Genomic DNA, 22,976 nt, shown 5'->3' on the forward strand with positions numbered 1-22,976 from the left:
CGTGGACGGCTTCCGTCCCCTGCGATTGCCGAAGGCTTTGGCCCACGCTGCATAGCCCGTTGATAGAGGGCGTTCCTTGTTCGTTCTACCTTAGCGTATAATCAGGAACAGATCTTGCGCTGACCCCGATGTGCACCACGCACCCGGAGATCATCAATCCGGATCTTCTCGCCTTCATTCAAAGCTGACCGAGCCGCGAGGAAGGGGATGGGTCGAGGGCGATGCCGCACGTCGTGAGGCAATGATCCGCAGAGCCCAGGTTTACAACGAAGCGCCTGCCTTGCTCCGTGAGGCAGGCTCCTTCTCTGCGTGGATTCAAGTTCTTTCGAATCCAGGGGTGTAGTTCAACGTCTCTCAACAGTTGTTGAAGAAGGCCGCCTTCCGGCACATTGCAGACTTTGCCCGGAGGTCCGCTCTCGTGCTGAATTCGGTCATTAGTTAAATCGACCGCATACGCACCGGCCTGTCGTCCACAACCGGACTGGCCGGTTTTTAGGCGGAGAACAGAGGCAGAGTTGGTGCCGTAAAAGCCCTCTTTAGTGCCGAGAGAATGCCTGTCAGAGAATGGCTTTTGCCGAATTAGTACAAGAAATCCGGCATTTAAAGACAGAGATCTTGAGGAAAAAAATCTGTGTTTTCAATGAGTTACGCAGTGGCTGACCAAGCGCTCCAGAAGTTCTTTCCTGGGAAAACCGGCTACTCCTCCCCGCACAAGCGCGGCATCAACGACAGTATCCCCTTCCAGGGCTGCGAATGCGAGGTCAAAAAGCTCAACGCTAAAAGGGCAGACCCTCCAAGGGCACCTTCTGAAGTTACCGGTCGGTAACTTCTCATTTGTGAAAAGCTGGAAGGCTTAATTTGTAACCGTTCGGGAACATTACTCCTTGTCTTACGTCTGCGAACAGTCGATGTTACCGATCGGGAACACCGGTGCAGCGTGAGACAAGACACGGACCTTGAACGACGGGCAGCGGAATTCGCGCATCGCTTCGGATCTCTTGTCAGAGAGCGGCGCCGGGCTCTTGGCCTTCTGCAGGATCAGGTTGCCCTCGCCACGGGCGTGGGAAGGCGCTTCCTCATTGACTTGGAGGCCGGCAAGCCGACCTGCCAGATCGGGCGCAGTCTTCTCGTTGCTGAGGCCCTCGGGCTTCGGCTGACGGATGCTCTTGCCGTATTGGCTGAAGGGACAGCAACACCCTCTGATGAACTACCCGACGTTCCGGAAGAGGAAGACTAACGGATGTCCTCGCTTCCCGTTTACTTTGAGCGTCGCATCGTCGGCAGCATCGATGTTGATGCTGAAGGTCCGCGGTTCACATATCATCCTGATTGGTTGACGACCCGCGGGGCGTTTCCCGTTTCGACCTTGATGCCGTTGAGCCCTGAACCGGTTGAACCCGGTGTCTTCATGTCATGGGCCGCTAATTTCCTCCCCGAGGGCGAACAGCTGCGTACCGTCAGCCAATGTCTTGCGATCGCGCCCGGCGACGTGATCGGGCTCTTGTCGCAGCTCGGTCGCGACACCGCCGGTGCACTTTCGAACGGGCGACCGGGCAGCACGTCTCCTGGTCATTGGCGTCCGATCGAGCATGCCGATGACCTTGAGCGGATCATCAACGAACTTCCCAGCAAGCCTTCCGCCGCTGCCCGGAATGCGACCACGTGGACGCGGACAACCGCCCGATCCAGGCGCGCTTCGCATGCGTGGCTTGCGGGCACGAGGCACATGCCGACCACGTCGGCGCGATCAACGTTCTAAGGGCGGGACACGCCCGGCTAGCCTGCGGAGAGACTTCGCCCGTCGGGGCGTCGGCCCAGGAACCCACCGAGGCGAGGTCGCGCCTCGCGGCGTGACACGCGGTAGGGATCCCCTCCGTTCACGGAGGGGAGGATGTCAAGTCCTTGAATCGATCGGCGTGATTGGATTCACGTTCTTCATTGGACGCTGCGGCCGGCGCCTTCATCCTGCGGCCCCATGGATGATTAGCCCGACCCATGGGCTCTACCGCGTGGACTCGGACCAGAACATGGCCCGGTACTATGACCTGCAGCGTGGCTTAAGTGACCATCAAAGTGGGTTGCTTGTCGCGCCTCCTACCAGAATACGGCCCATCATAATGGGTTGATAAAGCCCCAATTGCTAACTATAAACCTACTATAAGGGGTTTGTGATGGATCTGACGCTGCAACTTTATCATGAGGGCGCTTGGCACAACGCCGGGGTTTTAACTCTGGGAGAGCCAGAGCGTGGTCACCAAGGGGCGACAAGGTTCGCTTACGATCCGGACTACTTCTATGAGCACGGAGCCATCGCACTCGCTGAGGATCGTCCGGTCGTCGACGCACGTGCTGTATCGGTCCGCTTTCCGGTCGATCTAGCAGATCGCTCTGAGCCAACCTGGCCAGCTTTTCTGCTTGATCTTCTTCCGCAAGGGCACGCACGCCTGAAACTTTCAGAGGCGATGGGTCTTGATCCGAATGCGATCGCTACGGAGGTCCCGCTTCTCCTTCGGGGAGCTGGCGCTCCGATTGGCAACATGCGCATCAAGGAGGCGCACGAGCAGGAGGCCGAGCGGATTGCCAATTTACCCCGCCTCGGCGTCACTATGAACGAGATCCTGGAAAAATCCGACCGCTTTCTCGAAGTCAGCGACTATTATGCGATGGTCGCCTCGGGATCGTCCGGCCTGCAGGGCGAGTGGCCGAAGGTCATGATGACGCTCAAGGATGATGGCCTCTGGTATCCAGATTCCGTCGTCACCGACCATGAGGCTCGCCGGCATGTCATCGTGAAGCTGCTGCGCGGAAATCGCGGCGATGAGCTGATCCTTGAAGGCGAGGCCCGGTACGCGATGCTTGCTGCAGCCTTTGGCATCCGTGTGCACGCCGTCGAACATTACCGATACAACAGGGATGCAGGCGTGCTTGTCATTCCGCGTTTCGACCGCGCTGTCACCGACCAAGGCCTTGTCCGCTATGGCCAGGAGAGCTTGGTTGCTGCCGCCGGCATCGCTGCTTTTGCACACTCCGACAAACATGAAACCTACTTGGAGGTTCTGAGGCGGTATTCCAGCGAACCTTTGGCGGATGTTACCGAATACGTGCTCAGGGATGCTCTCAATCTGGCGACGGGAAACCCGGATAACCACGGACGCAACACCGCCTTGACCAAGCGTGCGGACGGGACGATCCGCCTCTCGCCGCTCTTCGACTACGCCCCGATGCGTATTGCCGAGAATAGTCTCGGCCGCCCGACAAAGTGGGCGTGCATGCAGCGGACGGGCCGGGACGCGACGCCTGACTGGGCCGAGGTGTGTCGGACAGCTGCTGCTGACACTCTCCCAGCACAGGAGATCATGGCTGCTCTCCTAGAGAGAGAACACCTGTTCCGAACACTGCCCGATGTGGCTCGTCAGCACGGTGTGCCTGAGCCTGTCATCGAAAGGGCCATCGAAGGTCAGTATCGCGCAATCGCGGAGGGCATCGCTGATATCGCAGCCCACGTCCGAGCCCCAGGAGTGCAGTGATGCCGCGCTGGCGAAAGCCCACTAAAGACGAGATCCGCGAGCGGCGGGCCGCACTCGCCGAGAAGGCGCGTACGGGGACATTGCAACTGCCCAGCGCCGTCGCCGAGATGCGCCAAGCGATTGGCCTGACGCAGGAGGAATTCGCTCGCGTTCTAAAACTCACCAAGCGGCAGCTGGCTGAGATCGAACGCGGCGAGGCCAATCCAACAGTCGAGACACTCGGACGGATCGGGCGAGTTTTCGGGTTCGGTATCGGCTTTGTGCCGATGCAAGAGCCGGGGTTTTCTGCGCGCAAGAAAACGGGTCCATCAAGCCCTTGAATCGATCCGCATAAATAGATTCAGGCTATTCATTGGACGCTGCGGCCGGCACCTTTCATCCTGCGGCCCCATGGATGATTTGCCCGACCCCATGGTGCTCTACCGCGTGGACCCGGACCAGAACATGGCCCGGTACTATCGTCTGGACATCGCGATTGACCTGTTCGGCGCCATCACCTTCAGCCGCGAATGGGGGCGGATCGGCCGGCCTGGTCAACGGCGGGTTGAAGTGTGCGAGAGCGAGGCGGTCGCTCGGCAGAACATGAGGCTGTGGACCAAGCGTAAGATGACGCGGGGTTATCGGCCCCCGAATTGAGACGAAAGGAGGCTGCGCGTATAGGTTTGGCTGTGAAAGAGACCCACCGAAATCGCCAGGCTTGCATTTCTGGTCGGCGATCGTGCAGCTGAAGGGGGCTGAGCTGGAGCCGTAGAACTCTGGTGAATCAAGCCGCCAGCTGATCGATCCGAACGAACATCCACGCCGGAAGTGACTTTATTTCGAGCTGGTCGGCCGGATTGAACCAGACCACGTCGATGTCGGCCCAGCTGTGAGCTGCTGGTGTCCCTCATACCGCGCAATTACGCCGCAAAGAGTATAGACATATCGCCCAACTCGCTGTCGTCTGTGAAGGTAAGGATGTAACGGGAGAGCCGGATGAGAGAAAGCCTTGAGCTGGACGTTTACGAGAGCCGCACGATGCAAGAGCGGGCAGCCAGCGAGGACTATGCCGTTGAACTCTACAACGCTCTGTGTGGCATCATCTGGCAAAAGGCGCAGAGCACTGAGTTATGGAGCTGCACCTGGCGGCGTGCGGGGGAAATCGTGGCCCGGGTGCGGTCCCGTTATGTGTCGGGCGACTATATCGACTTCTATTGCAACTTCGACCGGGAGGGGACGGGGAGGGAACCATTACCGAACGCGTGCGGCAGGATCTAGCCGAACTGGGTTGGAAGCCGGTCGAGGCGGTCCAAGACGCTGGAACGGGCAGCTTCGGGAGCCACAAACCATAGGCTGGAAGAGAACGCCGGGGCGTGCGACATCGGAGCACCGCGCTGGGTCTTCTTAAAAGTACGGCCAGGGCCCCGTCGGGATCAGTGGCGGCCGACCGTTCGAGAGGAACGATCCCGTAACTGCTCCGAACCGTGTTTGAACTGAGCATTCGACAGCCGCCTGCGTTCCGGAATATGGGTCAGAAGACCGACAGTCTCCGGATGCGGGAATGCCGTCGTTCCCGATCATGACGAAGAACACCGGGAGAACGGCGTTCCCGTTCAAGAGGGGCTTTACGGCCCGGCCGTTCCGTTTAAACCCAACCTTCTCGGTGGACGACAAAAAGATGAAGGTCACGGACCCGTCGTCGAGGGTGACGCTGGCGACTTCGCCTTTGCATCTTTCAGCCTTGCCGGCCGCAGTCAGCTTCAGACAGGAGCCGCGCAGAATTCCGATGCTAGGGGTCCCGGGATTGTTCTGGGCCGCAGCTTCTCATGGCAGAAGCCCAGAGACCATAGCCGCAAGCGGAAGAACGAGTGTCACGGTGGGTCTCATGATGCTTGGACCGTCCTAGTTCCGGGCGTGGCGGCAGCAGGCCACATAGCGAGCGGCCGCCCACCCCACGGTCCCATCCTGGAGCCGGACGTTTAACCAAGTGCCCTGCCGACCAAGAACGACCAGAGGCGTATCAGGCGGCATCTTAAGCAGCCGGCGGGATTTCAGATCGGGGGCAGCTTTCAGAGCAAGCCAGTTGTCCCCGTTAGGGTCGAGGCCGGTGACATAATGGTATTCGGCGCCGGATCTCACTGCTGGCGCGGACCCCACACGCCGTGACGTCGCACTCTTGTCGGGCGCGAGGTCGAGAACCGTAAGGTCGATGCCGTTGCTCTGTGCATCATCCGGAGTAAGCCAGGTCATGCCCGACGGGTCTGCCCTGGAGATGTAGATGACGGCCGACACGGGCAGGCCCAGCCGTGTGAGGTAGGCGCCGAGCAAAGCATTACCGACACCGCTCTCCTGGGCGGCGCCGTTGGTCATGCGGTAGGCGGCATGGAAGCCGACGCGCGATGAACTCGACATGAAGCGCTGGGTGCCTCCCAGCCATGCAAGCGCACAGGCGGAGGCACACATGGTTCCTGGAGCGACCCCAGTACCGAAGTTCTTCATTCGGATGATCTCGCCCATGCGGATTCCCGTGATAAGTGAGCCGCCACCGCTCTGAAACAGAACGGCTCCTTTGGAATACTGCTGGACGCCCGCGTCAAACCGGTCCTCGTCGCCAGGTTTCAACTCGCCCTCGACGACTATAAAGCCCGAGCCTTCAGCGATCCGGTTGTGGCGGATCTCTGCGGCGCTGGCAGCGCTTCCCAATAGAAGAGCACAGGTTAGCCATATCGTGTTCGAAAATCTCATTTTCCCACCTTTTGCTCTATTGATTCCAATCCGCCAAGGCGGTCGAAGGCTCCCGTTCCTTGAGCCGGGGGCTCGCCCCAGTCTTCAATTGCACTCCTTGCCCGATGCTTAATGTCGACAATTGCCGGCCAGCCTTTTCCAACAACGATGGATGTCGAAAGCTCCCGATCGGTGCGCATGCTATATCCGGTGGGAACACGGTTTCGGATATACGCCAAGGAAACGAACAGGGAGGGCGGCAAGCCCTTCCTGTATTCACATTTCGATTGGCCGTTCGAGGTCGTTGAACAGGCTCCCGACGCTCGTTTGCCGGAACGCCGAGCACAGCCCTAAGCTTCCTCCAGTTGTCGTTCGCTGGGTATGAGACGCCATTGCGACCGGGCGTGCCGCCCGGTCAACGGCCTGCCCGCACTGCCCCGACGTTGTCGGGCCGTGTTGGCCGGCAAGATGGATCCATAACCGACGACCCTACATTGTTTTGCGACTCCATTAGAGCCGCAGTGGACAATGCGCCGCAAGGGGAGCCGAGGACGAAAAAGGGAAGGGGCCCCAGGCCCCACCCCAGATCTGACTGCCTCTAAAGTCCCGCGACTAAGTTTCTTTCGAAACCACGACCCAGGTCGGATTGTGGGATCCAGCCTTGATGCGGAACTTCAGGTTCTTCGCTTGGCGACGCTGGTCGGCCGGGCTCGAGCCAAAGTCGTATCGAATAGCCGACTCGCTCTGCCAATAGCCCATTCCTTGGTCGAAGAGGATACGCACGGTGGCGCCTGGATAGCGAAGAATGAGAACTCGTGCATGCTCCATCTGGCTCTTATCGAGGTAGGTCACGGTCGCCGCGTTGCTAAGCGATCCAAGGAGGTGGTCCGTAACCTGCTTCCGATGATCGTTGAGCATCCAATCGTGATGGACCAGGTATGGTGACACCCGCGGGTTCGGGACCGCACCAACCTGCACCCTCACGATAGTGTCTTTCGCGAGGCCCGGTAGGCGCTCTAGTAAACCATGCACCAGCCGAACCGTGAGTGGGGAAAACACGTACCGATCTGAGTAAGTGACCTCCTTCAGGCTGTCGCCGGCCTTGATCCGCTCGGCCAGGGCGGGTGCTTTCGCCGCCAGGAGCTTCCAGAATGCTCCACCAAAGCCATCCACAGGGCCATCGAGCTCGCGCCCGATGCTGACCAGACTTGCGCCTGGGGCAATTTGCAGGAAATCGGCAGGGTTGACGGCAGTGCCGGGGTGATAAACTTGGGGGACTTCAGCACGAACGAGAGGAAGCCTGGGGAAGCCCCACTTCGACGACGGCTGAAGCGCCTCCAGGTCCCGCGTCCCCCACACGACTGACCTTGCGTCACCCTTTACGTGGGCGAGGAGCGTACCGCCGCCAGCCTGCGGGATTTTCGGCGTGACCCGGAGCGTCGCTCCCGCCTTCATGACCCGGCCAAAAAGGGCAATGCGTTCCTGCACGGGAAGACCTTTGATCACGTCCTCGCGTGCGATCACATCGATGTCGCGCCCACGCAGGCTCAGGCGGCGAATCACGTCAACGATCGACCAGTGCTCCAGATCCCAAGTCGACGGTACCCCGTCGAACCATATGAACAGCTTGCTCGTCGGATCCCGATCCAATTGCCGGAGGATCGAATCTGCGAGCAGTTGGGTTTCGAGCCTTGTCGTCGCGCCGAACAGATGATCCTCGGGCGCAATCTGAAGGCGAGGAAGGATTTTGTCGGCCAGGAAGCGGAACGCCTTCTCGCGCTCCATCGTCGAGGCGTATGTCTCGACGTCCTTTGCAAGAATGCATTCCGAGCACCCGTGGCGGCAGCTGCGGCCGTTGGGGCAATTCAGGATATCGGCTGCCCCTCTGATGACATCCGAGATGAGGCCGGCAGCATTGACCGAGAAACCTGCCCCACCGGAAGCTTGGTCATAGAGGAAGATCGACCAACGCGCGGGCATTCCCTCCCACTCCCTGGTCTGCGTGACACCTAGTCCCATTTCGGAGGCCTCGATGCCGAGAATCCGAGCCAAGGCGTCCCGCATCGCGACCGCAATCGGGAGGCCAACCGCCACGTCCTCAAGCTCTTCGAACTGAATCTCGAAGACGTCCGTGGTGACCTCATAACCGAGTGCGTGGTGCCGCTGGACCGGAAAGTTCTTCTCGACACCCGAGCAAACGAGGCGTCCCCCGTTCTTCTTCGTCACGCGCAAGGGGCGATGATTGCTCATCGACCTCGGGACGGGCGGCATCATGTGAGGAGGTCCATCCTCCTCGGCGGCACGCCCGCAATCGAGGCAGATGGCATACCCGTAACCTCTTGCGCCGAGCGTATGATGGAACACCATACCGGACCGGCTGGCTCTGAAACGGCCGACGGAGGCATCCGCCAGGCTCATCCATTCTCCGCCTCGTGCGGTCACCCACGGGAGCTTCGATGGGATGAAGTCCGTCTTCTCCACCTCAGCATGAGGCTTCTCAACGGGATCGCACGTGAAGCCGGACGGCCGCAGGTAGCGATACCATTTCAAGGACCCGCTTTGGGCACAAGCAGGGCATACCTCCGGGATATTGTGGCTCGTGTCGGTTGCGCCGCATCGCTCGCAGCGCCAAGCGGTTCTAAGTGCTTGGATGTCCCGGACAGTGGTTTCGAGGGCGGGCCGCTTCCAATCCAGGCGAACGCCCGCGGATTTGTAGACGACGCCGTCAACGACCACATCCGCGCCAGGAGCGTAGTCACGGATGGCTCGATCGAGCTCTCGGCTCGGGAACTCCCGTGGAGCCGTGCGCCTCTGCCTGTCATCGGCAGGGCCGTCCTGCCTCTTATTGACGTGAATCGTCGAGTTGTCGAAGATCACCACATCGGTCGGAAAGCCGTGGCCCGGAAGGTAGCTGCGCTTGATCAGCTCCCGAAGAAGGAACTCTTCCACGAGACGGCGCATCTGAAACTGAAGGGCCATCTGCGCGGCGTCGCGTCCAGCAAGGTCGGTCATGTCGACCCGAATGGCATCCCACTCTCGCTCGACCGCGGATCGGACGTCGGCTATCGCCTCTCGTGAGGAGTCGACGGCCGCATCGGTCTTGCCCTCGAGAAGGCTTCCCCTGAGGAGCAAGTCGACCCCGGCCCTCAGATCCGGATTCTGACGGCATTCGGAGGACTCGAGCCATTCCGAGAATTTGTCGCCAGGTGAGCTTCCAGCTTCCATCCGGGTTCCGTCGGCCATTAGGCCAAAGAATGCGCCGGTCTCAAGCTTTTGTAACTCCGCGCCCTTCCCAGCCAGAAAGGCGCCTAGGAGAAATGCATTCACATGACGCTGGACGATGATATTGCTGTCCAGGGTGACCCGTGGCGCGGCGATCGTCCGTGTGAGCAGGGAGATCGGATCGCGAAACACGGCCAGATCCGTTGGAACGTTCTTACACAGGGTCAACGAGAGGGCCATGGATTGGCCCCGTCGCCCGGCGCGTCCGACACGCTGCCGGTAGGATGCCGCGGATGGGGGAACATTCGTGTTCAAGACGGTTCCGATGCTCCCAATGTCGACACCCATCTCCATCGTCGTCGAGCAATTGAGGACGTTGATCTGCCCACGCCGATACTCCCGCTCGTACTCGCGAAGGAGCGGCCCCGGCTGCTGAGCAGAGTGTTCAGCCGAGCGGTAGAACGCATCGAACCGGGCAATCCGGTCGTGAAGGTCCGTCCAGACGCCACGCTCTCGCGCCGACGCGACGCGTTCATCGGTCTGTGCCCAGTCGTCGATCTCACTTCGAGTGACCTGTCGGCCATCCCGCGATCGGAACGGGAACGGGAACTGCGGCATCTCGATCGGCGAGGCTTGGAAGAAGACGTCCCCACCCGACTTGAGCATCGGGTAAGGCGACAATCCTTTGAAGGTCCGATCAAGGATACGGTGCGTGAGTGGGCAGACCGCACCGGTCTTGAGCGGGGCGAAATTGAACCTTTCGGGGTTTAGCTGAGATCCATCCGCGGCCGGAAGCAGGATCGGCTGGATAGCGGACCAGGCGGACTCCATGATCGATATCATGATCTCGCGATCAATGGCCTCATCGAAGCTCAGGCCAAACGCCTGGGCCAGGAGCGACAGCATGATCGGACGGCGAGCCGACGGCTTGTTCGATATCTGCGGCCAAAAGACCTGATGGGGGCGCTGACCGGCCCGTGGGTCGCCCCACGTGATCACGTACTTCGAGCGAACCTTGGGGGCGATCCAATGCAATATGCCCGGATCGACGGCAACCGCATACGAGCCACGAAGGACGCGCACGGTGCAAAGGGTCAAGAAGTCCTTCCAGTCCTCCAGCGTTCCCCCTCGGTCAGAAAAGTCCCGGGGCACGGTCGTGATCCGCTCGATTTCCTGGAACGTGATCCGGATGAGCCCCATTGTTTCGATGCTGTTTTGCTTGTTCGGCCGCCTGATCACCTCACGAAGCAGGGCGAACTTCGCGAAATCATCCGCTTGGTTGAAGCGAATGTCGCGTTTTCCCCAGATGTCAGACTTGATCCACCGCATGCAGGTCTCGTCCGACTTGATCGCCTGAATGGCATCCGACCAGCTCAGCACCCGCTCCTTAGGCTGAAGCGATTGGATTCCGCGAATGAGATCGTCCCGGAATGGTGCCATGGCGGCAGCCAGATCCGGTTTCTCCGCCATCTGCTTCTCGAGATTTGCCAGGAGTTCGCGTTTGCCTTGCAACTCGGCTTCCTGGTGGGGAGCCATGGCCGGGCTGGCCTGGACGGAATGATAGAGCAGGGCGCGAACGTAGTTGCGCTCCGCTTCTGCCTGAAGTTTGGCTGCGAGGCGCGCGGTGCCCTGGCGGCTGTCCGTGAAGGTCAGGAGTTGGCGTCCTTCCGCTGGAAACGGCCCTTTGTTGTCCTTCGTCGCGAGTGTCGGCGCCGCATCGTCCAAGAGTTCAGGGACGATGTTGCTAAGCAGGAAGGGCGCGCCGACCCGGACGTGAGCCAGCCGTGCGTTGCCAACCTTGAAGAAGCCTTGGCAGCCTGGACATTGGTCACGCTCTCTGGTGATCCGGAGCGCGAGTCCTGCGTCCGTTTCCTTTTCCAGGATTTGTCCGGTTCCTGGATCGATGCGGATCGCCTGACCGCCGCTCGCAACGATGAGAACCTCGTCACTGGCAAGTGGGCCGTCCGGGTACAGATCCAAAGCCTCATCGTCCGGGACTTCGTCGTCCAGCTCGGCTAAGAACTCATCCTCGAGCGGATTGGGGGGACGAGACGTCAGCCTCTCTGTTCCATCCTGACTGAATACGGTCTGAGCGTCCAACATCTCCGTGCCGCACCCCGTGCAGAAGAGGAGCTCAAATGCACGCGTTCTACAGGATGGGCATTGATCGATCCTCTCATGGAAAACCGATCCAAATGACCAGTCTCCTCCCTCGAGCGAGGTCCCCTTCAGGCCCGGACACCGTGGATCGGGACAGACCCAGACACCGCCCTGAGACCTATGGAAAGCGTGTATTTTGAGGGGCTGAAGCAGGCGACCATCCTTTTGCGCCTGAGAGGCTGCGACGAGGAGGTCCGCCCCTCGATCCTCATCGACGCCGACCGCCTCGCACCACTGGGACAGCGACATGGGCCTGGTTCGAAGCTGATCGAACCCACGCCGGAAATCGGGTGATCGCCCAAGGCGATCAAACAGATCATCTAATCCATCGAACCTGTCGGGAAGTTTAGCGAAGGGATCGACGGGCGGTAATTCCGGGAGCGACCGCTTGCCTTCAATAACGTCGACGTTGCTGAGAGGAACCCCTGCAACGTCCGCCAGGAAGCGCTGGAGCGCCTCTCGTACGGCCGGATCGCCCTCCTTTCCAATGGTAGCCGACGTGGCAACGAAGCGAACCTCGCTCGGGCTGACTCCAAACGCTCGTGTGACCCGCCGCAGCAGCAGCGACAACTCGGCAGCCTGGGAGCCGACATAGGAATGCGCCTCATCGAGGACAATGTAGCGCAGCTTGCCTTGGGACTGCTGGATGATCGGCTGATCCTCCTGCCGGATCAGCATGTACTCCAACATGGTCGTGTTGGTTACGAGGATGGGGGGAGGGTTCGCTCGGAGGAGGCGGCGGGATCGGACTTCTTCCGGCGTGTTCATCTGCTCGGCATTCGGGACATCCTTGGGGGTGGACCCGTTGTACAAACAGAACCTAATGGCCCCTTTGAAGGGCGCAATCCAATCCGAAAGACGCTCCCGCTGACTGTTGATGAGCGCGTTGAGCGGATAGATCATGATCGCCCTGACGCCGCGGATCGGTCCTCCTCGATCCTCCGCTTCCCGGACGAGATCCTCGAGCATCGGCACAACGAAGCATTCGGTTTTCCCCGATCCCGTCCCGCTGGACACGAGGACCGACCGCGGCTCCGGCGCCAGAAGCTGCTTCCAGGCTGTGAGCTGATGCGAATACGGCCGGCGGGACCTCTCGAGGCGATATCGCTCCCGTCCGTCAGGCTTGGGCAATCCCGTACCATCGAGGGCGTCGACCAGGCTCGGTCGCAACAAGGATCCCGCCAGTTCGCCGAAGGTTTGGTCGGCGACCTCCCAGCCATGAACGGCTTCGATGACGGGGTTGGCGACGAACGCCCCTGCATGGCCGGTGCCGGGCAGGGTCTCCAGGAGATGACGCCGGAGAGAATGGGATTTGAGACCCGCCCATCCAACCACAGCCGCGGTGGATCGGCGCCCGATCCGCTCGAGCGTGTCAAACGAGGTTACTGCGTTCATTAGGTCACCTTACGAGGAATAAGGGCGTCACCGCGGGCATAGGCCCAGAGCCGGGTGAGCGCGACAGGGAAGGCTTCGTCGAAATATGCTTGGTCGAAGGAGCGACAGGCCCGCAACCCCCGATCGATGCTGGATGTGATTTCAAGAATCCCGAGAGAGATCTGAGCGGCTACATGAGGGGCGTCCAATACCGTAAGCGTTCCCTCATCGAACCGCATGAAACCTTTTGGGAGCAATGAAACCCTGGCCCTGAAATTGGGTCTGTTGGGCCAGGCGGATCGTTCCCCATTCCGCCTGATGCACTCGTCCGCAAGAAACTCCCCATGTTGCTCCGTCAGCATGATGGCCGCTTGGTACGGCATCTGGAGAAGTTTCGTGCCATCGGTGCTTGGATCAAGCTTGAGGCTCAGACGCACGAAATCGAGATGCGTTTTTAGCGACGGAGCGACATCTTCAATCGATTGGAGCTGGTTTACGAGCCGGCCTGTCGCGAGCTTCTTTCTATCTGTGGGATCCGGAATGAACGAAAGGCTTTCTTCCCAGACCTCAAGGCGGCGGCGGAACACCTCACACCAAGACTCCATCGGCGTCAGGGTCCACCAGAAAGGCAACTCTCCCTCGATTTCAATCAACAGGGGGAGGTCGTTTGTCTCGGCAGCTGCGAGGAGGGCAACGCCCGCCCCAGGACAACGATGGAGGAGCCTCAGAACGTCGAAGGTTTGGAGAGGAAGATACCCTTTGAAAGTCTTGATCATCCCCTTCAGGTACGAAAGGGCCTCAGTGCCTGACGCCTCTTCGGCCGCTTTGAGCTGTGCCAGGATGTTGCTCTCGCGTTCCTTCTCGGGTTCGGTCAGCATCGCCTGAACGATTGGGTCAAGGGTGGGCAGCACGCCGTCTTCCAGGACACCTGGCATGAAAAGAGGACGGGAGCGGGAGACGCCATCGACTTTGGCGAAGACAAGCCAGGGTCCCCGACCTTGTGGTATGTCGAGGCGCGCGTCCGGAAGCTCCTCGAGTGAACACACCCGCAAGACGTGCTCCTGACCAAGGAGCGTCACAAAAGGACGCCCGACGATTTCGATCGCTCCCGATGCCTTGATGTTGGCAGCGGAGCGACGGTCGAATCCAACCCTGCCTCCGTCGTTGATCAGCCTGAGATCGTAGCGCTGAACGTCGATACGGGCTTCGTTGGCGCCAGAGGAGGCGTACAGGCGAACTTCACAGTCCAGGTCGTCGGCGCATGCGAACAGCCCTAACAACTCGTTCCTGACGTGCGCCAAGGCAAGCGAGCGCTCAAACGAACGATTGAGCGATAGGTATTCGTCGACCCGGCCTCCTTGGATGAGTTCCCCCCTCAGGACGGCCCGGCCGCCCGTTTCGATGGTCATCCCCCGCAAATCGGCAACGGAGAGCACCGTCCGATGAGCAACCCTTTCGCCCGAAGCATTGAAGAAGACGATTTCATTGCCGACGAGCGGCAACTTGGCTCGAAGGGACGCGCTTCCCGGCCACCGGAGTTCCACGGGGATCTCGCGTAGTCTCTCGCCCGCATCGTACGTGAGGCGTACTGTGTCGGCTGCGGGGTCGTTCATAATCGACAGGGTAGTCCCAGGTGAGGTTGGGACGACCTCTTCGAGCCGAAATCCGTAAAGAGACACGGATGCGGCTTGTCCCACCGTCTCGCGCCTGACGGTTGCTCCTGCCGGAACAATCCCAAGGCGAGTTCTGTCTCTGACGATTCCGTCCTCGAAAGAGGTGATCTCGATCAGTCCTACTGGAGGAGACTGGCGGTTCAAGGCCCTCCATTCAGCCTTCGAGCCGACCGGGCGCCATCGGACCAAATGATCGGGAATGGCGGAGAGCAACCCACCCGCAGCAAGCCTTTGAATCTTTGGAACGCCGGCAAACACGGGAACCGATGCCGAGAGATCGGATACCTTGTCGCCGGTCAGGCACACCTGGCCGATGTCGTCACGGTCGGAGGATGACGTGATTTGATAAATGAGGCCATCCGATGTTTCGATACGGACCTGTCCTTGAAGGCGATGGAGCGTGAGGCCATCCACCAAGCCGACATCAGTTAAGGTCCCGGATTGAACGGTGACCTTTTCGACGGAGGACGTCATAGCCACCAACACGGCTTCGTCGCGGGATCGAACGCTTCCCGTTCCAAGGAGCCGGATGTCGTTCAACTCGCCCGTACTCCCGGCCCGGAAGGTGAGGACCTCGCTATCGATGGCTCCGCCGCCGGGGATTTCAATCTCACAGAGGTCACGGCCATCGACGTGGAGGCTTGCACTGACTTGATCTCGAAGTGAGAACTTCCTGATGACCGGATTACCTTGAAGAATAGACCTTGCTGCCCAGCAGGCCTCGCCTTTGGTCGGTCTGTCCAAAATTGCGAGGCAGCCCTGCACCCGTTCGGCAAGCGGACCGGACGGCATCAGTCGAGCCCTGCTAAAACCCTCGAGCAATGCCTCCGATGCGTTCGGAAGACGACTGACATCCAGAAAGCCGTCGAGGCGGAGGCGAAGCCCGAAACTCAGGGTACTATCCCCGGCTTTCACAATGCATCGCTCGGCCAGAATCGGGGTAGCGGGAGGCTCTGCCTTCGTCCGAATAAGGCCTTCGATCAGCCGCCGCGCAGTCTCATCCTCGAGCACGACCGGAAGGCTGTCTCGCCACCCTGGCATTGTCACATCCAGGCACGCGACAGTGTCAAGGCCGCTTTCGGCAGGAACTGCGTGCCTCAACTCGACGATACGCGCCGCCAACTCGGCGACGAGCTGAAGGAGAGGGAGTTTACGGAATGCCTCGGGCACCCGGAACGAATGGAACTCTGCATGCCTCAGGGCCGCAGTGGACGAACGGTCGGAGCCATTCTCAAGGTCGCGTATGACCAGGGCGACGAAGGAGGACAGCCACCCCGACTGCTTGGCGGCGAGCGCCATTGGTAAGCCGCCTTGAACAATTAGGGTGTTGAGGAACATCCTGTCCCCATCGCCACGCCGCATCACCTTCTGGCCCCAGAAATCCAGGCCGCGAGGTGTCAATTTGCGCACTTCGATCTCGGCTTGGGTCAGGCCGATCGCATTCAATGGCGGGTCCCATGACCACATCCCGCCGACGAATTCACGCTTGAACCATTCAGAGACGTACAGGCAGATCAGGGCGCAGAATTCGCGAGAGCTTACGTCTGGCTGAGAGAATTCCAGACATTCGATGAGCATCTCCTTTATTCTGCGATATTCTTGGTCTGTGAGTCGGTAGCGATAAAGAGGACGGCCGTCTGGTCTCGAAAGCTCTCGAGCGCTAAGGATTTTTGCCAAAGATGTAATGCTTGTGGCTGATATTCTCGACAAGGCACACCTCCAACGAGCTTAACCTCCTGTCAGGGCTGAATATCGTCAAGTTGTCTAAAGTATCATGCCCTGAGGGCCGCGCCACTGGTTGCTCAGCAGGTTGTGATGTCGGGCGAGGGCGTCCGATCAAGGCAGGCACCTTTCGCATCACTTGAGGAGTGCTGCCTTGCTTCTTGAGAAGCTTGCGCAGCAGGCGCTTGGCGGCCTAAGCATTGCGTCGGCTTTGGACCAAAATATCGAGCACCGTCCCATACTGAGCCATGGCGCGCCACAGCCAGTGCTTCCGGCCTGCGATGCTAATCACGTCAGCCGGAAAGCGGTGACGGGCGTAGCGAGGGTGATGGATGTTCTTCATCCCTCACGCATGCCTCTATCTGGTCACCCGTTGGTTAGCTTGACGGTACTCTCGCTATTGGGGACATTGTTGAGATCCAACTCGCCCAAGCGCAAAACTATCGAGATAATCAGAGATTTGGGGAATTCAAATGGCGGAGAGGGGGAGATTCCGCTATTGCCTCCCAAACCCTTGAATTTCAAGAGCGTTCTGGCTGACGATGCCCGCCTGTGTAGCACCCGTGCGGGGTCCAGGCCAACGAGCATCGAGTATCGTATCCTGCGCCAATGGCAGTAACCCGGAAGGAAAACCTTTCCCGGGACCAGGCCGATGCACCTGGGGGGCCGCCGTGCCGGCGGGAGCCAGACGATTTCCCACGCGCCACGCTTTTCCAACGCCTTTCCGTACCTGCTGCGGCAAGGGCCTGGCCTATGCAGGCATCATCCCCGCGCCAGCACCACGCAGTCGAGCACGGCGCCATAGTGGCAGGCCGCGGCCACAAGCACGAAGGCATGCCAGATCGCGTTGTGGAAGCGCAGGCCTTCCCACACGTGGAAGATCACCCCCACCGTATACAGAAGGCCTCCGGCAGCCAACAGGGCGAGGGTCGAGCCCGGCAGGGCGCCGAGCACGGCTTCGTATGCCATGACGCCGCTCCAGCCGAGGAGCAGGTAGAGAAGGATCGCAAGCCGATCAAACCGGCCCGGCAGGCACAGCTTCAGGACCATCCCAGCCAAGGAGCCGGCCCAGACCCCGACCAGCAGCATGATGGCGGTGATCTCGCTTCTCATCTGCATGATGAACGGCGTGTAGGTGCCGGCGATCAGCAGGTAGATGGCCGAGTGGTCGAACCGCCGCAGGACCCATTTGACCGGGGACACGGGCCAGAGATTGTAGACCGCCGAGATCACAAGCACCGCCAGGAGGCCACTCCCGTAGATCGCCACCGATGTGAGTTCCCAGGGGCCAACCGTCGGTGCGGCGAGGGCCAGCAGGACGATTACGGCAACGAGACCACCGACGACCCCCAGGGCATGGACGATCCCGTCGACCAAGATCTCGTGCCTGTCGTAGTTCCACCTGATCATCGTCCCCCACGTCGTTGAAGGCAGCCCGCCGGCGCGGCGGCCTCCGGCTTCCGAAGCACCAAGCTTGGCTTCGGGAGAACCCGCCACCGGAACACGGGTTCCTGCGACTTGATGACGGGTCGGTGAGAGGTGGGATACAGGTCCTGGTCTTCCTGGTCCTAACGGGAACTCGGCTTGTCCGGACGCGACCCGGCGGTTTCGACAAGGCAGACCAGCACGAAGACGGCTACGACCGTGACCAGCTCCATAGCCCGGGTGGCCCATTCAGGCGCACCGTTCGGCAGCAGACCAAGCGTCAGGCCCGACAGCAGGGCCGCGGCAAGAGCGGACCAGATCAGCATGTTGACCTCATTTGTCAGCGGATGCGGGTGTTTAGGCCAAGGTGTCTGAACCGGACCTGTACAGGCTCTCAAGTCCTCGCCAGCCGGTACGCGCTGCCGAGCAGGTCGAACAGGTCCAGCAGTCGCACCACGTAGGGATCACGGGCCACGAAGCCGGCCTCCTCCTGCTCCGTGCAGGCGGCGCTGGTGCAGCCCCAGCTTCCGCTGCACCGGATCGGCGACGATGCGCTGGGCGTCTTCGGTCGAGAGCCCGGACGCTGCATCCGAGGGACTAACAGGCTTGTGGGTCATGGGGCGAGGGTGCCGGCGTCGTGATTGAGCCGGTCTGGTTCAATTTGGCAGACAGGGCCACGCTTTCAACAGCACGCTGTTTCTGCGCATGCGACTCCGCTGGAACGGCCGCTCCGGCATGTCGTTCCTCTTGGGGTGGAGAACAGCATGCCGACGAAACTGCCAGACGAGCGACAACTGCGCGATCCGGGCTCCATGGAACTCGACCCGTCCGGCGTGGGCGTGGCCATTGAGGAAACCAGGCGCCTGATCGCCTCCAGCAAGGTCGAGGGCACGCCCGTGTTCAACCGGTCCGGCGAGCAGCTCGACACCGTGTACAACTTCATGGTCGACAAGGTCTCAGGTCAGGTCGCCTATGTGGTGATGAGCTTCGGTGGCTTCCTTGGCATCGGCGAAAGTTACCATCCGCTGCCACGGCGGGCCCTGACCTACGACACCCGGCTGGGCGGGTATGTGGTCGACATCGACAGGGACAGGCTTGCTGAGGCTCCGCGGTATGGCGCCGGCGAGGATCCGTTCACCGACGATGAGTACGGCGCCAGGGTGGACGCCTACTACAAAACCACCCCGACGGCTTGATCCTGCTTCAAGGCCCCATCAGGCCCTGGGCTGGAGCGCAGGGGGGGTGTGGCGGGATCTCCTGCGGCATCGTCGTGGCCACTCCAACCCGCTCTCCAGAGTGCGGGGATGTCGCCAGGTGCAGATGGTGGGATGCCCTCGCTCCGGCTGGGGCGCCTCCGGAGGAATGGGCAGGCTGTCGACGCCGGCGATCTGCCCGGCATGGACTGTTTTTGCCGCCACGCTGAAACCGACCCGCAGGCCGGCGGTTCCCCTGATTAACGTATGTTGGCCCGAGCGACCCAGAGTTGTCGCAGTGGGCCCAGACAACTGCTCAGGACAAAGCCGATGTCCCACGACGCTTCCGGCGACGTGCGCCTGCCCCGTGTCGATCAACTTCATCCTGACGTCGCCGCTTTCATGCTCGCCCGGGCTTTTGCAGAGGTTTACCGGGATGTGCTGGAGGAGCCGGTCCCCGAATCCCTCCTTGCGATCCTGCGGCGGAAGGAAGGCCGGGGAGGCAGATCGTGAACGACCGTAAGTTCGAGCCGCACATCGCCCTGGTGGTCGAGGACGATCCCGACGTTCGGGACCTTGCGGCCGCCCTTCTGGAGGAGACCGAGCTCGACGTGGTGGAGGTGGAGAGCGCCGAGGCCGCCCTGGAATACCTGCAGGAGCACGGCAGCGACGTCGCGATGATCTTTGCCGACATCCGCTTGGCCGGACAGATGGACGGGGTGCAATTCGCCAAGGCCGCCTGCACGCTCTGGCCGACGATCCGGATCGTGCTCACCTCGGGCGCTGCAGGTGACCGGCTGGCGGATCTGCCGGATTGCGTCACCTTCATGCCCAAGCCCTGGCGCGGGCTCGATGTCTTGGTCGAAGCCGAGAAGGCCATGCACCAGCCGCAGCTTCCGGTGGCCTGAATACCCCCCCCCGAAGCTCCCATCCCGCTCCTTGGTTCTCGTGGTCGAGGGCGAGCCGCTGGTGCGCATGACCGCAGTGGACGAACTGGAGGAGGCCGGCTTTCAAGTGCTGGAAGCAATGAACGCCGACGTGGGTCAAGGTTCGACCAGGGCCCGCACCAGTCTTCTGGTGGTGAGCGCATCACCGGTTGCCGCAAAGGCCGCCGTGTTGTCGAAGATGCACCAGGTTTCGGCGCCTGCTGCCGCCTCCCTTGAGAGCACCTCCGCGATGGCTGCCAGATACTCCGCACTGTAAGCCGAGTAGTAGATCCGGGGCGAGCCATGCAGGCGATAGTACGACAGCCCGCGCCAGCCGCCCGGCTCGTCAGCGCCACGGACCGGAGCCGGGTCAGCCGCGACGCGGGCGATCCGAAGCCTGTCGAGCAAGGCCTCGACCTCAGGCGTGAACCAGGAGGCATGGCGGGGCTCGCAGACGATACCACCCGCGACCCGGCTCCGCAGCTCGCTCAGGAAGGTGTCTGCGATGCCAGGCTGGAAGCTCAAGCTCGGGGGCAGTTGGACCAGCAGCGGCCCGAGCTTGGGCCCGAGGCCTCCCGCCTCCGCCAGGAAGCGGTCGAGCAGGTCGCCCACATCCTTCAATCGGCGTTCGTGGGTGACGGTCTTCGGCACCTTCACGGCGAAGCGGAAGTCGTCCGGCACCGAGGCCGCCCAGCGTTCGTAGGTGGCTGGTCGATGCGGACGGTAGAACGAGGAGTTTATCTCGACCGCGTTGAGGACGGCGCCGTAGCGCTCCAGGTGGGAGCCCGCGGTCGGGAAGGGGGCCGCATGCTCCTTCGGGATGCTCCAGGCAGCGGTGCCAATTCGGGTGTTGGCAATAGCCCTTCCTGAGTGTGGATCGGGTGTGAGCGGCATCGCCGGAGCAGAATCCACTACGTCCTCCATTCCTCTCACTTGGCGATGCAATCCAAAGTGCGCTTGAGGCTCATCGGAAGTCTCCGGTCATCTGAAAGGCCACGCTTTGCCAACGCTAGCTGGCGGCAGGACGTTCCGGGTATGAGGCAAGGGCTTTATGGCTTGGCCCTCTTCAACGATGACTTCCGGCACATCGTCGAGGAGCCTCGGCGCAGGTGGCAGGCATCACCTGAGGACCGGACCGATGGCGCGCCATGCGGCGTTGATCCGCCGAGGCGGATGTCCGAGATGCGCTGCGTTGTTCCGCAAGACGGCAAGGCGCAACGCCGCGGTGTTGGGAGAGAATCGCAATGGCAGCGCGAGAGCGAACCTACCGGTGCGTGGGAGGTCCATGCGACGGCATGCTCCATACCTTGGGCGAGGAGCGGCGGATCCGCCTGGCACCCCAGCACGGCGAGGCTCTGATCGCTTATCGGGACAGAGCGATGGCTCCACCGGGCGAAGCAGCCGATTACGATGTGCGCCGGCTTCTGGCGCCTGACGGCAAGTGGCACGAATTCCTTGTGCTGTCGGCCTGGACCAGCATGCAGGCGACCGTCTGGCTCAACCGCCGGCCGCGGCGGTGATGGAGACCTGCACACGGCGCCCGGCTGCGGCGGGGCTTGAAGTTCCTGGGGCCGTCCGCGACGATGCGGCTGACATGTGCCTGAAATGGCTTGCGAGGCAGTGGTTCGTCGGGAGGAAAGCTTGTCGAGATCACCAGGCGGGCGCCGCCCCAGCGATCCACTGAAGGCGGCCGAGGCAGCGTTCAAGAAGGTTACGACGAAGCCGGTTGAGACGCCTCCCAAGGCTTCGGCCATCTCGGGCGTGAAGGAGTCCGTCACCCTGCGCATCGACCAGGATGTGCTGGAGTATTACCAGCAGGACGGTCCGGGATGGCAGGACCGGATCAACGCCGTCCTACGCAAAGCGGCGGGCAAGTGAGGGACCGTCTGGTGAACGACGCAACCAGTGTCCCGGGCAGGACGGTCTTGATCGCGCTCTTCTTGATGGGCGCCGGCACGGGGGCGGCACAAAGATGGACTGGCTCGGGCTCTGCAATTTATAGGGTTTAATACGCTCTCATACTCGTCTACCAAATCAGCGGCGCGGGTTGGAGTTAGGATCCTGCAGATAGTCAGCACCGGCAGATCCACGAATGCCTTTGATCAGATCCCGTATATGCATGCGGGTCCAATGATGAGCGTCCCGGACTGCAGGATTGTTATTTGACGTGGCTTCGAAGCCGCCGTGATATTCCATTAAGTCGAGGAGGGCCCTAAGGTAGCCGAGGGTGTAGTCGTTATGGGGCCTTTCAACAGGTTTCATTCCTCTGCCTATCATATAACTCACGGTACTGTGGTATGCATCCCACGCTGCTCCGGCTTCATCGATCCTGAACCATCGTCCGTCCTCTGGCTCGCCATCGAACGGGGGATCTGCATTGACCGGGGCCGAGTAAAGCGTGACAGCGAGGCTGGTGTAGACTCCACCCTCTGAAATCCCCTCCGACTCTTCAAGCGTCACGGTGTAATAGACAGGCTCCGATCCGGCCGACTCGTGGACCAGATACGTCGCTGCGAGCCGCTGACGGAAGCGGGCCATCTTATCGGTAATGAAGGTAGCCCGCGGCATGTCATCATATTTATGTGTGTCGCTCATTCGACGTCCTCTCCGAACGCCGAGTCTAAGGAGCCGTCGGCAATCTGGATATAGAAGGACCCGGACAGGCTGGCAGGTCTCCATCCAGATTGACTTCTGGTTCGTCTAGCAAAGGGAGACACTGAGCGCCTTAGACGGGCTATCGGTCCGGCATCAGCGTCGGAGTCTGTCTGTGAAACACCACCTCTTCGCCCTTGCAGCCCTAGTTCTGGCCGCGCCGGCCACCGCTCAACCGCCATCCGCGGCCTTTGCGGACCACGTGATCCAACAGCTGGCCTGTTTAAGACGACCCAACCCGACCCCCACGATAACATTTTTGGTCCGGGCGAAGGTGCCGTCTGGGATGTGGTGGACTTTTGAGAGGGTGGCGTAGTCTCCGGGTGTTGAAGCCCACAAAACGGGATTCGGGCGTTGGAGCGCCAGGGTCCCATTGGAGACCACGCCATGACGGACCCT

Annotated in this window: 20 protein-coding genes and 1 pseudogene; 12 read left to right on the forward strand and 9 right to left on the reverse strand. The window is 61.0% G+C overall.

Annotation, left to right across the window (positions count from 1 at the left end; genetic code table 11):
* The first annotated feature begins 937 nt into the window (after positions 1–937).
* From GR303_RS25255 to GR303_RS23055, 7 genes are all read left to right on the forward strand, one after another.
* On the forward strand, positions 938–1,237 hold the full coding sequence (locus tag GR303_RS25255) for a helix-turn-helix domain-containing protein (protein ID WP_343038504.1): 300 nt from the start codon (positions 938–940) through the stop codon (positions 1,235–1,237).
* A gap of 3 nt (positions 1,238–1,240) precedes the next feature.
* Positions 1,241–1,759, forward strand: coding sequence for a HipA N-terminal domain-containing protein (locus tag GR303_RS23030; RefSeq protein WP_161726668.1), 519 nt, complete (start codon positions 1,241–1,243; stop codon positions 1,757–1,759).
* Complete coding sequence (locus GR303_RS25590) at positions 1,684–1,854, forward strand: hypothetical protein (protein ID WP_425487139.1); 171 nt, start codon at positions 1,684–1,686, stop codon at positions 1,852–1,854. The genes GR303_RS23030 and GR303_RS25590 overlap by 76 nt, the downstream gene beginning before the upstream one ends.
* A 317-nt stretch (positions 1,855–2,171) precedes the next feature.
* Positions 2,172–3,527: a type II toxin-antitoxin system HipA family toxin gene (locus GR303_RS23040; RefSeq protein WP_161726666.1), complete on the forward strand. Its 1,356-nt coding sequence runs from the start codon at positions 2,172–2,174 to the stop codon at positions 3,525–3,527.
* Positions 3,527–3,847, forward strand: coding sequence for a helix-turn-helix domain-containing protein (locus GR303_RS23045; protein WP_161726665.1), 321 nt, complete (start codon positions 3,527–3,529; stop codon positions 3,845–3,847). The genes GR303_RS23040 and GR303_RS23045 overlap by 1 nt, the downstream gene beginning before the upstream one ends.
* Before the next feature lie 70 nt (positions 3,848–3,917).
* The gene (locus GR303_RS23050; RefSeq protein ID WP_246205867.1) at positions 3,918–4,163 is read left to right on the forward strand and encodes a WGR domain-containing protein; all 246 of its coding nucleotides are present in this window, start codon (positions 3,918–3,920) and stop codon (positions 4,161–4,163) included.
* A 339-nt stretch (positions 4,164–4,502) separates the two neighbouring features.
* The gene (locus tag GR303_RS23055; RefSeq protein ID WP_161726663.1) at positions 4,503–4,784 is read left to right on the forward strand and encodes a hypothetical protein; all 282 of its coding nucleotides are present in this window, start codon (positions 4,503–4,505) and stop codon (positions 4,782–4,784) included.
* 624 nt (positions 4,785–5,408) lie between these two features.
* Here GR303_RS23055 and GR303_RS23060 read toward each other — a convergent pair.
* The 7 genes and pseudogenes from GR303_RS23060 to GR303_RS23090 form a co-directional block, all read right to left on the reverse strand.
* Positions 5,409–6,251, reverse strand: a complete 843-nt coding sequence (locus GR303_RS23060; RefSeq protein ID WP_161726661.1) for an SH3 domain-containing protein — start codon at positions 6,249–6,251, stop codon at positions 5,409–5,411.
* Positions 6,248–6,430, reverse strand: coding sequence for a hypothetical protein (locus GR303_RS23065; RefSeq protein WP_161726659.1), 183 nt, complete (start codon positions 6,428–6,430; stop codon positions 6,248–6,250). Before GR303_RS23065 ends, GR303_RS23060 begins: the two co-directional genes overlap by 4 nt.
* 412 nt (positions 6,431–6,842) lie before the next feature.
* Entirely contained in the window at positions 6,843–13,007 is a 6,165-nt protein-coding gene (locus GR303_RS23070) for a DEAD/DEAH box helicase (RefSeq protein ID WP_161726657.1), read from the reverse strand.
* On the reverse strand, positions 13,007–16,369 hold the full coding sequence (locus GR303_RS23075) for an STY4851/ECs_5259 family protein (RefSeq protein WP_343232024.1): 3,363 nt from the start codon (positions 16,367–16,369) through the stop codon (positions 13,007–13,009). The genes GR303_RS23070 and GR303_RS23075 overlap by 1 nt, the downstream gene beginning before the upstream one ends.
* Before the next feature lie 208 nt (positions 16,370–16,577).
* A pseudogene (locus tag GR303_RS25010) lies at positions 16,578–16,673 on the reverse strand (IS6 family transposase); the annotation flags it as partial.
* A gap of 470 nt (positions 16,674–17,143) precedes the next feature.
* Positions 17,144–17,791, reverse strand: coding sequence for a PAQR family membrane homeostasis protein TrhA (gene trhA / locus GR303_RS23085; RefSeq protein ID WP_161726653.1), 648 nt, complete (start codon positions 17,789–17,791; stop codon positions 17,144–17,146).
* A 158-nt stretch (positions 17,792–17,949) separates the two neighbouring features.
* Positions 17,950–18,132 carry a hypothetical protein gene (locus GR303_RS23090; RefSeq protein ID WP_161726651.1) on the reverse strand — a complete coding sequence of 61 codons (183 nt, stop codon included), beginning with the start codon at positions 18,130–18,132 and terminating at the stop codon, positions 17,950–17,952.
* 438 nt (positions 18,133–18,570) lie between these two features.
* Between GR303_RS23090 and GR303_RS23095 the strand changes: the two genes are divergently transcribed.
* The 3 genes from GR303_RS23095 to GR303_RS23100 all read left to right on the forward strand — a co-directional run bounded on the left by GR303_RS23095 (position 18,571) and on the right by GR303_RS23100 (position 19,907).
* Complete coding sequence (locus tag GR303_RS23095) at positions 18,571–19,002, forward strand: PRC-barrel domain-containing protein (protein WP_161726649.1); 432 nt, start codon at positions 18,571–18,573, stop codon at positions 19,000–19,002.
* A gap of 327 nt (positions 19,003–19,329) precedes the next feature.
* Positions 19,330–19,512, forward strand: coding sequence for a hypothetical protein (locus GR303_RS25015; RefSeq protein ID WP_246205866.1), 183 nt, complete (start codon positions 19,330–19,332; stop codon positions 19,510–19,512).
* A complete protein-coding gene (locus tag GR303_RS23100) occupies positions 19,509–19,907 on the forward strand; it encodes a response regulator (protein ID WP_343038503.1) in 399 nt (132 codons plus the stop codon). Before GR303_RS25015 ends, GR303_RS23100 begins: the two co-directional genes overlap by 4 nt.
* A 135-nt stretch (positions 19,908–20,042) precedes the next feature.
* On the opposite strand, the gene GR303_RS23105 is transcribed toward GR303_RS23100, so the two are convergent.
* Positions 20,043–20,819, reverse strand: coding sequence for a DUF72 domain-containing protein (locus GR303_RS23105; RefSeq protein ID WP_161726669.1), 777 nt, complete (start codon positions 20,817–20,819; stop codon positions 20,043–20,045).
* A gap of 401 nt (positions 20,820–21,220) precedes the next feature.
* Between GR303_RS23105 and GR303_RS23110 the strand changes: the two genes are divergently transcribed.
* Both GR303_RS23110 and GR303_RS23115 read left to right on the forward strand, forming a co-directional pair.
* Positions 21,221–21,445 (forward strand): hypothetical protein, encoded by a 225-nt coding sequence (locus GR303_RS23110; RefSeq protein WP_161726647.1) that lies wholly within the window; start codon positions 21,221–21,223, stop codon positions 21,443–21,445.
* A gap of 121 nt (positions 21,446–21,566) precedes the next feature.
* On the forward strand, positions 21,567–21,803 hold the full coding sequence (locus GR303_RS23115) for a BrnA antitoxin family protein (protein ID WP_246205865.1): 237 nt from the start codon (positions 21,567–21,569) through the stop codon (positions 21,801–21,803).
* 156 nt (positions 21,804–21,959) lie between these two features.
* Here the strand turns inward: GR303_RS23115 and GR303_RS23120 are convergent, their stop codons facing one another.
* A complete protein-coding gene (locus GR303_RS23120) occupies positions 21,960–22,520 on the reverse strand; it encodes a hypothetical protein (protein ID WP_161726644.1) in 561 nt (186 codons plus the stop codon).
* Between the last annotated feature and the right edge of the window lie 456 nt (positions 22,521–22,976).

It is taken from the genome of Microvirga arsenatis (genome assembly GCF_009910705.1).
In the GTDB taxonomy this organism is placed as follows: Bacteria; Pseudomonadota; Alphaproteobacteria; order Rhizobiales; family Beijerinckiaceae; genus Microvirga; species Microvirga arsenatis.